This is a genomic window from Halorussus halobius (assembly GCF_004765805.1).
In the GTDB taxonomy this organism is placed as follows: domain Archaea; phylum Halobacteriota; class Halobacteria; order Halobacteriales; family Haladaptataceae; genus Halorussus; species Halorussus halobius.
In genome coordinates, this window is the sequence record NZ_SBIU01000011.1 from 1 (window position 1) to 11,773 (window position 11,773).

The window sequence follows — 11,773 nt, forward strand, 5'->3', positions numbered from 1 at the left end:
TCGCCACCGCCGCTGTTGGAGCGGCTGATCGAAGATGCACAGAAGATCCACCAACAACGACCGATCCTACAAGAGACGCTCGCTACCACTACGCAACCGAGGTGTGAGTCTTAGCTAAAGACGAATGGCGGCAGTTATTATACATAAAGCGTAGCAGGATGGTTACGGACGATGCTTGCGTTCGATCGCTCAGTCCGAGTGTGCGGGAGGTCCGAGTCGATCGCTGCGTTCGCTAGAGTCGGTCTCAGCCGAATGATCTCCGTTCGTCGAAAGCAGTCGGCGCTTCGAGTTAAAGACGACAATGAGACTACTGATCGCCATCATAACGGCGGCGATCAACGGCGTGATCACGCCAGTCATTGCCAGTGGAAGCGCGATCGCGTTGTAGCCAGCCGCCCAGAGCAGGTTCTGTTTGATTCGGCCTCGTGTTTCACTCGCCAGCTCGAAGACCTCAGGAACGGCGTCGAGACGGTCGTCCAGTACTACCGCGTCGGCCGCCTCGATCGCCAGATCGGTGCCGCTCGAGACCGCGATCCCGAGGTCTGCGCTCGCGAGGGCGGGCGCGTCGTTCGTTCCATCGCCGATCATTGTCGTCGTCCCGCGCTCCCGGAGACCCTGGACGATCGCTTCCTTGGACTCGGGGCGCACGCCTGCAAATACGTGATCGATCGCTGGATGGTTTGCAAATGTTTCGGTCATCCGTTCGTCGTCGCCTGTCAGCACGACGATTTCCCGGTCCGCATCCGTGAGATCGGAAACCACGTGTTCCCAGTTCTCACGCGGCGTATCTCGGACCGAGACGATCCCCTGGACGACACCCTCCCAGGCAATCGCCGTCGGATGATTGCCCGATTCGTAGGCGTCCGTGACGGCTGTCTCGATTTCTGTAGGTATCGTCCACTCGTCGGCGTCAAAGGAGTCTGGATGGCCGATAACCACGCGGGTATCGTCGACGAGGGCTGACACGGTACGGTCGGCGCTCTCGAAACGCGACACAGAGCGTGTGGTCGGCGGGGCGGCATCGTCGATCGCAGCGGCGATGGGGTGGCTCGACCGGCGTTCGACGGCGGCCGCCATCGCAAGCACTTCGTCAGGATCGTCGCCAGCGACGTCCACAAGCTCCATCTTCCCCGTGGTGAGCGTCCCAGTCTTGTCGAACACGACGACCGCGGAGTCGTCGATCCGCTCGAGCACTGTCTCGTTGAGAACGAGTATGCGATTATCGGTGGCATCGCGGGTGGCCGCCGCGAGAGCAAGCGGGGTCGCGATCCCGAGCGAGCACGGACACGAGACCACTAACACAGAGACACCGACCATTATAGCTGTATTCGGGTCGTTGCCGAGGACGAACCAGCCAGTGGCAGTTAGCACGGCAAGCCCGAGTACGAACGGAACGAACAGTACTGCAAAGCGGTTGACAATATGCTGGACACCCGTCGCAGAACTCTTGACGTTCCAGAGGAGTTTGACGAGGCGATCCATCGTGCTGGTGTTTTCTGGACCAACTTCGACGACAACCGCATTGTCTGTGGGGATCGACCCGCCGAGTACAGTGTCCCCGACGGATTTCCGTTGCGGGAGAGATTCACCTGTGACGAGTGCCTCGTCGATCGCGGCAGTCCCGTCGACAATCTGGCCGTCGACTGGGACCCGTTCGCCAGGTTTGACTAACAGGTGATCGCCAGGCTCACACGCTTCAATGTCGATGGTTTCGGTGGCCTCGCTGTCGTCGTCGAGCCGGCGGGCGTCATCGACGCGTGAATCAGTGAGGTCAGCGCGATTGCCGAGTGCAGCGCGTTTGACCCGTGACTCAATATGGTTTCCGATAGTGACGATCGCGAGCACCATCACTGCGACGTCGAAGTACGGATCGCGCCCGCCCGTGAGGTAGGTGGCCAGCGAGTAGAGGTACGCTGCGAGCACCGCGATGGCGATCAACACGTCCATGTTCGGGCGACCGACTTTCAGGCTCACATAGGCCCCACGGAAGATCGGATATCCGAGCCCGATAACGATGAGTGTGCTCCAGACCGCTAGCGGCCCGAACACCATCGCCTCAACGGTACTCCCGTAGAGAAAGTTCTCGGGATAGATGCCGAGGTATACCGGATAGATGAACAGGATGTAGAGAATCAACACGGGCATCATCAGTACCGCCGCGAGCACTGCACGGTATTTTCCGAACTCGACACGCGAACGCAGCGAGTCGTTTTCCTCGTCGGGACCGTGGGCCTGATAGCCCAGTCGACTGAGTGCAGCGGAGATCGCGTTACGGTCGATCTGGGCAGGATCGTACACCACCTGCGCCATTTCAGTGGCGTAGCTCGCACGCGCCTCGTGAACACCGTCCTCTTCCTCGGCAAGGAGTTCGATGAATCCTTCGCAGGTCTGACAGTGCATACCGTCGATCGAGAGGTAGGCCGTTTCGGCGCCCTCGGGGACATCGGGTTGGGAATCCTCGGCCGCGACACGGTCACGGACGGCCGTAATGGAGAGGTCAACGTCCTCACCGTTGTCAACCAGGCGTGCGACCTCTAGACAGCCCCGACAGCAGAACTCGCCGTCGATGGCCTTGTCGATGATTGGGTCTTCGATAGGGAGGTCACAGAGTGTGCAGGTGGACATGTTACGCAACCGCCTCCGAGCCGGAGATCGGTTGATAGTACGGGATGTCGGGCAACGGGAGCACGACGCCAAACCGCATGAGCCCCATCGCTAACAGGACGTATCCGAGCCCAATGAACAACACACCGAGTCCATAGTGGACCACCTGTCGCTGGCGGGCGCTCACTGACTGGATCACCGTTCCGTAGAGGAACACGCTAGGAATCGTCCCGAGCCCAAGCGCGGCGAGCGAGAGGAGACCATATACAGGCGAGCCCTGTGCGAACGCATACAGGAATGCGGGATAGAGCAGCATACACGGCAACAATCCATGAAGCGCGCCAAGCCCGACGATGCCGATGCCGTTGACCCAGCGGTCGATCCGTGTCGAGATCACTGTGTAAGTTCGCGCGAATATTGATCCGATACCAGTATCGGCAATCACACCTTCGACGGCTCCTTGTTGGTAGCCGGCCAATCGGGTGATTCCCATCCCGAGGATTGCCACGCCGATGCAGATGCCGACGACACCCTGGACTGGCCCGAGAATCCCGGCGAGCCCGATCGTCCCATAGAGCAGCGCGCCAGCAGCCCCGAAGACAGCCCCGATGAGGGCGTAGCTCATCGTCCGGCCGAGGTTGAACAGCGTGTGCTGTCGCACTTCATAGAGAGTGAGTGCGCCAGACCAGCGGTCGTCGGTTTCCATACGCTCGGCGTAGGTTGCAACAAGCGGGCCGCACATTCCAATACAGTGTGCACCGCCGAGGAGGCCAATCAGAAAAAACACCACCAGTCCGTAGCCACTCGCGATGCCGATCTCACTCAGTTGTACTAGGACTGCCGAGATCATACTCACGGCTGGCAAAGCCAGCATAGATTAGAGTATACCACCCGTCCTGTGTAGTTGGTTTCGGTTCGGGCCGTGACTTCGAAGGTCACTGATGAGAATAAATAGGAACACACAGCCCGAATGTTCATTAGATATGCCCGAATTCATGCAGCGATCGGCACGGGAACTTGCGTCTGAAGCCCGTACTGGATGTGTGTCTGCGCTAACCCTCCTCGAGTCAACCCTAGAGCGTATCGGAGCAATCGATGATTTGAACGCGTTCATCACGATCACTGAGAAATCGGCACGGGAGCGTGCTCACGCGGCCGACGCTGCAGCGGCCCGTGGAGAAGACCTCGGCCCACTCCACGGTGTGCCAGTCGCAATCAAAGATCTTCGGAGCCGGAAAGAGGGTGTCAAGAATACGATGGGACTCGCTCCATTGGCCGATAACGTGGCCGACGAGGATTCCATCACAGTCGAGCGGCTGGAAGCTGCCGGTGCCGTCATCGTCGGTACGACTAACACACCGGCACTCGGTCACACTATTAAGACAGAGAATCGGTTCGTTGGTGCGACTCCGACCCCGTTCGACTCCGATCATTCTGCGGGCGGCTCATCTGGCGGCTCGGCAGCGGCGCTTGCGGCGGGTGCCATACCGCTTGCCATCGGGTCGGATATCGGTGGCTCGCTCCGGGTCCCAGCCTCCTGTTGTAACGTCATCGGGCTGAAACCGACGTTCGGGCTCGTTCCCGAACGTATCCCATTCGACGGATTCGGCACCCACTCTCCGTTTTTTGTGGGTGGGCCGATGGCACGAACAGTTGAGGACACAGCTCTCTTACTCGATGTCCTCGCAGGCTATGACGACCGAGACCCATTTAGTGTGCCCCGTCCAGAGACGGAATACGTCGAGGCCACTAATCGGCCGACTACTGAGCTATCGGTTGCGTACAGTCCGAATCTGGATTTACAACCAGTTGCATCGACGGTGCGTGAAACAGTTGATGCTGCCGTCACGGACCTAGCGGCCGGCGGTGCGACAGTCGATACTGTGGACGTCTCGCTCCCGTCGTATGAAGAGCTCTCGATGGCGTACGTCACGCAGGTTGGCGTCTTCTTCAGTGCATTCGCTCAACGAATCGAAGACCGGTACGGCATCGACTTTGAGACGGCAGATGTCGAAGACACGGTTCGATCGACGATCGCATTAGGAACAGAGACCGACGCTGCCGACAATCGATTACAGAACGCGCCACGGACTGATGCATACGATGGCATTCAGGACGCGCTGACTGGCTACGACGTTCTCGTGACACCCACTCTTACCGTCCCACCGTTCAGCAAGCATCTCACCGACGGCTATCCAACGGAAATCAACGGTCAATCCGTGATTGGTGTCCCGACAGACGTGATGTTGACATGGGTGTTCAATATGACTGGCCATCCTGTAGCGTCGGTTCCTGCTGGGGTTACCGACAACGGTCTCCCTGTTGGGTTACAGATAATTGGCAGGCGATTTGCCGAAGCTGATATTCTGAGCGTCGCTGCAGCACTCGAACGAGTTCGACCGTGGATGGATCAGTATCCTGTACGGTGAACTGACCAGTCATCGGTGGCTGACACAGCGTCTGAATCTCTTGAGCAGTTCCCGAGATCAAACACAGTAACTGGTTTTCTCATTGTGCGAAATTATTTTTCATTCCTATAGAAGACTGCTTACTATATCAGCGAGATATACTTGGACAGCCCCAAATGTGACTCGCATAGTAGCGGCCCCAAATCCAAGAGCGATGAAACTCATAATGACAACGAAATTGGCCTTCGAATCGTTGGGGCTAAGCAGGAGCGTGAGTACAGCAAGCGTTCCCGCCATCGTACTGATGAAGAATCCTGCCAGAAATGACAAACCCGTGAAAAATGGGTCAGTGAAATCCATCACGGAGTACGCTGGATCATAGATCCCGACGACGGATAAGCTAAAGCCGATGCCGACGTATCCAACAAAGCAGATAGTAACGAGGAAAGCCCCGGGGCTAGCAAGTTGATACAGTCGAAATAGTCCTCGTTCAAGCGGGGTGGTTGGCTGTCGAATCCGTCTGAATGGTCGATGATCCATCTCCCTACGGCCAGAGCCCCCGCGCCTCGTGGGCTTCAGCGATTCGTGAGAGTGCGACAATATAGGCAGCATCGCGCCACGTGACGTCGCGGTTCTCGTATTCGTCTTTGACTGCTCGCCAGGCAGCCTGCATCTCCGCTTCGAGTTCATCGTTGACTCGTTCGAGCGACCACGCTCGCCGATTAATGTCCTGGAGCCACTCGAAATAACTCACCGTGACACCGCCTGCGTTGGCGAGAATATCGGGAATCACGGCGACATCCCGGTCGGCGAGAATCGAATCAGCCGTAGACGTCGTCGGGCCGTTCGCGCCCTCGACGACGAGATCGGCGGCGATTGCTTCCGCGTTCTCTTTCGTGATCACGTTCCCCAGGGCGGCCGGAATGAGGACATCGACGTCGAGGGTGAGAAGCTCCTCGTTCGAAATCACGGTGTCCGCGTACGTGGTGACGGCTTCCGGCTCTTCGTCGTGGGACGGAACTGAAGCTGTATCGATTCCGTCCGGCTCGTACATCGCTCCATTCACATCGCTGATCGCGACGATGGTCGCGCCCCACTTGTCGAGGAGTCGGGCCGCATTCGCTCCGACGCTCCCGTACCCCTGAACTGCCACAGTGGTCTCATCGAGCGGCTGGTCGTAGTACTCGCAGACCAACTGTGTGATGATCGCAACGCTCCGTCCGGGGGCTTCTTCACGCCCTTCGCTGCCGCCGACCACTGGCGGTTTTCCGGTGACGACGCCCGGTGTTGTCTCGCCTTCCTGCATCGAGTACGCGTCCATCAACCACGCCATCGTCTGCGGATCCGTCCCCATATCCGGAGCGGGGATATCTTGGTTGGGCCCGATAACGTCGCGAATTTCTTGTGTGAACCGACGGGTGAGCCGCTCCTTCTCTTCCGGACTCAGCTCCTTCGGGTTGACCGCGACACCACCCTTGGCTCCGCCGAACGGGAGGTCCATGACGGCGCATTTCCAGGTCATCCACATGCCGAGGCCAACACACTCGTCTCTGGTCACGTCGGGGTGGTATCGCAACCCGCCCTTGTATGGCCCTCTGACGCTGTCGTGCTGCGCGCGGTAGCCCGTGAACACCTCGACCGTGCCGTCATCCCGTTCGATGGGGATCGTCACCTCGTGGACCTTTTTGGGATATTTGAGCCGTTCGACGATGTTCTGGTCGATATCGAGATAGCTGGCAGCATGGTACAACTGGCGGCGGGCGGTTTCGAGTGCCGATTCGGGTTCGGTCGAATCTGCCGCCTCGTCGCCTGACTCGTCGTGGGTGCTATCAGATTTCGATGCCATGGTCATTCGAGCGGCATTCGACGGTTTCGCATCGGGCCGCTACAGTCGGGACACTGGCCCGGGCTATCCTCCGCGATGATGATTTTGCCACATTCGAAGCACTCGTAGGGGGTTTCTTCGTCTGATTCAGGGTCGACATCTTTCATTGTGAGTTCACGAGTGCCGCCAGGCGGAGTGGCGCACTCTATAAGGTGTAATAAGTGTATAAGGAAATACTCGGCAGTTGATTACCAAACAGCACTCCAACCAGTGGATTTGTTATTGAACTGTCTCCGCTTGGGCCGCCACCGGGAGATTGTTCTCTTCGAAGAGTGCAGCAAACAGTTTCCGTTGGACGGTCCGCGCGTGTTGATAGAACGCGGGTGGGGAGATGCCGAGTGTCTCCGCTACGTCTTCGCCCGTGCTCTCACGGGGCGACTCGAAGAACCCACTGTAGTACGCCGTCTGGATCACCTCCAGTTGCCGCTCCGTCACTGAATCGAGGAACTTCGAGTAGAGATTGTGTTCTGCGGTCTGATCGAGCGTCTGCTTGGCACGGAGTTCAGCGCCAGCGAACGTCTCACGGACGAGCTGCGTGATCGTTCGGACGTCGATGCTGTCCGGGATATCGATGACGAGCGTCGTCGTGGTTGGATCAGCGGTCGCTTCGCGGAAGACGGCACCGTGATCGGCCAGCTCCAAGGCGAGGAACGGTTGTGTGAGCCGGAGCCGTAGAACACCCCCCTCGCCGTCCGCGCTGATCTGCTGCACGTCGTCGATACCGACCAGTTGCGAGGCCGCGTCTGCCACGTCAGTTACCGCCCGGTCTTCGACGGTCACGAACACGTAGCTGCCTTCCGTGGACTGCTGGACGCCACCCTGATACGAGAGGGTGCACTCCGCCTCCGCTGCGAGCCGTGAGAGGACAAACTTCGGGTCCTCGATGGTGAACTCGACACGTGTCATCGACGTCGTGAGCAACGCATTCTTCCGTTCGATCGCACTGAGAGCGGACGCGATGGTTTCGCCGAGTTCTCCCAGGACGGCCTTCGCCGTCTCGTCGAACGCATCCTGGGTCGGTGCGTACACCGTCAACACACCGTGGGTAAGGTCGTTGTACACGAGCGGGATGCTCAATACGGACAGGTAGTCCCGGGAGATGGCGTCTTTCCGCCACGCCTCGTCACGGAGACCAGCAGCGACGTTCGTCACCATCGTCACGTCGCCAGTGGCTGCGGTTTGTCCGGCCGGTTCTGCACCCGATGCCTGGACGGCGAACGACTGACTATCCAAGTACCCCTGTTCGGTCCCGGCCCAGGCACGAGGCTCCAAGGTGTCGGTCGTCGGATCGATCGTCCCGATCCAGGCGAACCGGAACCGGTCGTCGGCGGTCAGCAGTTCACAGACCGTGTGATCGATTTCCTCGCGCGTCTCCGCCTGTACGAGAGCCTGATCGATTTCCCGTATCGTCTCGTTGATGCGGTTCAGGGCGGTCAATTGCTCGTTTTGCGTCTGGAGTGTTCGGTCCTGTTCCCGGAGTCGTGATTCCCGTGTGACGCGGTCGAGGGCTGCTTCGGCAGTAGCCGCGAGCAGATCGGCCAACTCTCGCGTCACCTCATCGAATGCACCGACCTGGTTCGAGCCCGCAACGAACACCCCGTGGTTGCCGAGCGGGATGTAGGCCGCAGTTCGGAGGTCAGTTGCTCGATTTTCGAGCCGATCTGCGTCGTGAACGTCGTCGAAGAACAACGCTTCGTCTTCAACGAAACTGTAGCTCGGGAGCGTTTCCCCGTCGGCGTGCACGGTCGGGAGTGGGCCGTTCAGCTCGGTCATCGTCGCCGAGTGGGCTGCGGGTCGAAGATTGTTGGCCTCACCGTCGAAGAGGTAGACCGCACTCGCATCGAGAGTGAGCACACCAGGTGTGTCGTCGACGACGTGCTGGGCGATTTCTTGGTGAGTTTCGGCGTAGAGGAAATCGCGGGCCGTCTCGTGGAGCGTGGCGAGTGCCTCTTCGCGTTGCTTGCGTTTCGTGATGTCCCGACAGCTGAAGAGGAGAGTCCCGTCCTGGATCGAGACTTCGCGCACGTTGACGAGGAGCGTGTGCTCGCGCCCGGCTTTATCGGTCGCCGTCGTCTCAATGTTCTTGAGGACGCCGTCTTCCGCGAGTTCCTCCCGGTCGAAGAGGTCGTCGCCGAGGAGGTCATTGATCGTTCCGAGATTCCGGATCTCGTCGACGGTGTAGCCGAAGATGAAGTGGACGTTGGGACAAACGTAGGTGTACTCGCCGGCTTCGTCCGTGATGAGGACGGTATCGGTCATGTTGTTGAGCGTGACCCGGTGCAGTTCTTCGGACTCTCTGAGATTCCGTTCGAGATCGACGCGCTCGGTGATGTCGACGCCTTCGACGACGATAGAGACGAGATCGCCGCGCTCGTTTTCGACCGGGCGCACGGAGAGATCGATAACGCGCGGATCATCGACGTCTGGCAGCTGTGGGACGACCGCGTTGCCGAACGTCCCGTCGAGTGCTTTCTCCACGAGTTTTTGGACATCCGTGTTCGTTGTACCAGCTTGTGACCACCACGGAAGCGTCCAGAACGGTTCGCCGACGAGCGTGTCGATGGCTTCATCGACCATCTCTCGTGCTGTTTCATTCACACGGGCAAGTGCACCATCCGGGTCGAGCACCCACGTCGCAGTTCGCGAATCGTTGAAGATCGCGTCGAACTGTCTGGCCCGGTCCCGTCGCGTGGCCGACCGCTGTGCGGCCCGGATCGCACGCTCGGTTCGTTCGATGAGTCCGTCGGTCATCTGTGCTGGCGGGTCCGAGAGCGCGATGTAATCGGTGACACCGGCTTTGATGGCCTCGCTGGCGATGGCTTCGCTCCCGGCAGTAGTCCCGAGGAGGACCGGGAGCGCAGGCGATTCCTCGCGGATTTCTCGGAGGAGGTCGAGTCCGGTTGTCTCTTCGAGTGCGTACTCGGTAATGAGGCAGTCCGTAGGGTGCGTCCGGATGATGTCGATTGCCTCCGTCTTGGTTCGAACGTGGTGTACGCTGGCATCAGTCCGTTTCTCGAGCGTCGTGGCGAATTGTGTGAGCCAGTCGTCTGTCCCGACAAGCAACACCGTCGACACATCCAGAATGGGTGGGGAAGCAGTCATTATTCGACCATTGAGGGACGGCGAATGTTACTCTCGGTGCCGATGCGAACTCGCCTCCAGCTCCGGTACTGGCCCGGGTCGGAATGTACGTCCATTGCTAGTTAACTATCTAACCGCCTCGCGCCAAAGACGTTTGTTGTTTAACCCCGTGAGATAGGGAGCGCGCTACGGAATATGAAAACGCGATTATCGGGACTTTTCGCGGTCGACCGACTCTTCCCGATTTCAGCGTTCCGCTATCCAACCGGACTCTCGAGGAATGACTACCCGACCTCCCACCACCCAGCCCGAAGACGCCACGAGCAAGGAACCGCAACAGCAGCGTCAGTCGGCGTGGAGACTCGTCGCTGGAGCGAGTCTCATCTCGACGGGGCTCGCAGCCTATGAGATCGTCCCGGCGAGTGTTACCCCGCTCATTCGCGACGCACTGAATATTGGGCCGACGATCGCAGGCTTCCTGGTCGGGGTCATGTTCGGCACCGCGGTGATCGCAAGCCTCCCAGCTGGAGCGGCGCTCGACCGGGCGGATTCCAGGACTGCGATGGCACTCGCAGTGCTGACACTCGTTGTCGCCGGGACGTGGGGATGGATCGCTGGGCGGCGAGGGGATTATCGGTCTGTGATTGCATCACGAGCGCTTGGTGGGGTCGCCTACGTCGTCGTCTGGAACGCTGGCATCGACATTGTGAGTCGGGCAGCGACCAGCGAGAATCGAGCGACCGCGGTCGGCATCTTCACCGCGAGTGGTCCGATCGGATTCGCGCTCGGGCAGGGGACCGGGCCACTGATTGCGCATCGGTTCGGGTGGCCCGCCATCTTTGTCGCATTCACCGGCCTCACGGTCATCGGCCTCGTCCTGTTCTGGCCGGCCAGTCGCGGACTCGGAACGAGCCGGGGAGACGCTCCTTCTCTCGAGGAGTTCGGTGCGGTTCTCCGGAACCGGAGTGTCTGGTCGGTCGGGCTGCTCGGCTTTCTCGGCTATTCATTATACCTGTTCGTGAATAGCTGGGGCGCGTCGTATCTCACCACCGAACTTGGCCTATCACTCGCGGTGAGTGGCCTCTTGGTGGCAGTGTTCCCCGCAATCGGGGTGGTCTCCCGGATCAGTAGTGGCCTCCTGTCTGACCGTGTCTTCGGTGGCCGTCGCCAACCCATCGTCCTCGGATCCTTCGCAGCTGCGGCTCCATTCGTGCTCGTCTTTACTCGGTTTCGGTCACTGCCCCTGCTCGTCGCGCTCCTCCTCCTCACTGGATTTGCGGTCCAGCTGACGCTCGGTCTGTCCTTTACGTACGTCCGCGAGGTGGTTGATTCGCGAGTCGCCGCGACAGCGGTCGCGTTCCAGACGAGTATTGGGTTAGCGGGGGCGTTCATTGCCCCAATTGCAGGCGGGGTTATTGTCGATCTGGCCGGCTTCGATACGGCATTTTTACTCGCTGGAGGCCTGGCTATCTGTGGAATTGCGGTCGCATGGCGAGCTCCAGAGCCAGGCTACTCGTAGCAACGGAATCAACCAATCCATTATGATTCCTGCTCCCGTAGCTCTTCGGCCTTCCACTTGAGCCGGCGCAGGATCTGCGTCCGATTCTGGTGGGCGTTCTCGTAGGCAACACACTCTTGCAGAGTTTCCATATCCGGGATCGTCGCGATACCGGCCATGATCAGTCGGTAATTGGGTGCTTCGAGACGTTTCTCAGGTGGGAATTCATCATCACTCCCGTCGCTGATCGCGGACTGAGCCATCTCTGTTGGCCTCCACCTCTCGAGGGCTAGAAAA

General features: G+C 59.5%; 8 protein-coding genes. 2 read left to right on the forward strand and 6 right to left on the reverse strand.

Annotated elements, in window-relative coordinates:
* Window positions 1-189: 189 nt before the first annotated feature.
* Window positions 190-2,625 (reverse strand): heavy metal translocating P-type ATPase, encoded by a 2,436-nt coding sequence (locus EPL03_RS19420; protein ID WP_135830748.1) that lies wholly within the window; start codon window positions 2,623-2,625, stop codon window positions 190-192.
* Window position 2,626: 1 nt separating this feature from the next.
* On the reverse strand, window positions 2,627-3,478 hold the full coding sequence (locus EPL03_RS19425) for a sulfite exporter TauE/SafE family protein (protein WP_135822956.1): 852 nt from the start codon (window positions 3,476-3,478) through the stop codon (window positions 2,627-2,629).
* A gap of 109 nt (window positions 3,479-3,587) precedes the next feature.
* Between EPL03_RS19425 and EPL03_RS19430 the strand changes: the two genes are divergently transcribed.
* Window positions 3,588-5,033, forward strand: a complete 1,446-nt coding sequence (locus EPL03_RS19430; RefSeq protein WP_135830749.1) for an amidase — start codon at window positions 3,588-3,590, stop codon at window positions 5,031-5,033.
* A gap of 523 nt (window positions 5,034-5,556) precedes the next feature.
* On the opposite strand, the gene gdhB is transcribed toward EPL03_RS19430, so the two are convergent.
* The 3 genes from gdhB to EPL03_RS19450 all read right to left on the reverse strand — a co-directional run bounded on the left by gdhB (window position 5,557) and on the right by EPL03_RS19450 (window position 9,999).
* On the reverse strand, window positions 5,557-6,858 hold the full coding sequence (gene gdhB, locus EPL03_RS19440; RefSeq protein ID WP_202614594.1) for a glutamate dehydrogenase GdhB: 1,302 nt from the start codon (window positions 6,856-6,858) through the stop codon (window positions 5,557-5,559).
* A 2-nt stretch (window positions 6,859-6,860) separates the two neighbouring features.
* A complete protein-coding gene (locus EPL03_RS19445) occupies window positions 6,861-7,004 on the reverse strand; it encodes a rubrerythrin-like domain-containing protein (RefSeq protein ID WP_135806867.1) in 144 nt (47 codons plus the stop codon).
* Between the two features lie 112 nt (window positions 7,005-7,116).
* On the reverse strand, window positions 7,117-9,999 hold the full coding sequence (locus tag EPL03_RS19450) for a bacterio-opsin activator domain-containing protein (RefSeq protein ID WP_135830750.1): 2,883 nt from the start codon (window positions 9,997-9,999) through the stop codon (window positions 7,117-7,119).
* 259 nt (window positions 10,000-10,258) lie between these two features.
* Here EPL03_RS19450 and EPL03_RS19455 point away from each other — a divergent pair, with 259 nt between their 5' ends.
* Complete coding sequence (locus EPL03_RS19455) at window positions 10,259-11,497, forward strand: MFS transporter (protein WP_135830751.1); 1,239 nt, start codon at window positions 10,259-10,261, stop codon at window positions 11,495-11,497.
* 20 nt (window positions 11,498-11,517) lie between these two features.
* Here the strand turns inward: EPL03_RS19455 and EPL03_RS19460 are convergent, their stop codons facing one another.
* Window positions 11,518-11,739 carry a hypothetical protein gene (locus EPL03_RS19460; protein ID WP_135830752.1) on the reverse strand — a complete coding sequence of 74 codons (222 nt, stop codon included), beginning with the start codon at window positions 11,737-11,739 and terminating at the stop codon, window positions 11,518-11,520.
* Window positions 11,740-11,773 lie beyond the last annotated feature (34 nt).

What these genes read in the sequence shown, in the direction of transcription:
- EPL03_RS19450 (WP_135830750.1), bottom strand. Translation starts at nt 9,999, where the DNA reads ATGACTGCTTCCCCACCCATTCTGGATGTGTCGACGGTGTTGCTTGTC.
- EPL03_RS19445 (WP_135806867.1), bottom strand. Translation starts at nt 7,004, where the DNA reads ATGAAAGATGTCGACCCTGAATCAGACGAAGAAACCCCCTACGAGTGC.
- gdhB (WP_202614594.1), bottom strand. Translation starts at nt 6,858, where the DNA reads ATGGCATCGAAATCTGATAGCACCCACGACGAGTCAGGCGACGAGGCG.
- EPL03_RS19455 (WP_135830751.1), top strand. Translation starts at nt 10,259, where the DNA reads ATGACTACCCGACCTCCCACCACCCAGCCCGAAGACGCCACGAGCAAG.
- EPL03_RS19420 (WP_135830748.1), bottom strand. Translation starts at nt 2,625, where the DNA reads ATGTCCACCTGCACACTCTGTGACCTCCCTATCGAAGACCCAATCATC.
- EPL03_RS19460 (WP_135830752.1), bottom strand. Translation starts at nt 11,739, where the DNA reads ATGGCTCAGTCCGCGATCAGCGACGGGAGTGATGATGAATTCCCACCT.
- EPL03_RS19425 (WP_135822956.1), bottom strand. Translation starts at nt 3,478, where the DNA reads ATGCTGGCTTTGCCAGCCGTGAGTATGATCTCGGCAGTCCTAGTACAA.
- EPL03_RS19430 (WP_135830749.1), top strand. Translation starts at nt 3,588, where the DNA reads ATGCCCGAATTCATGCAGCGATCGGCACGGGAACTTGCGTCTGAAGCC.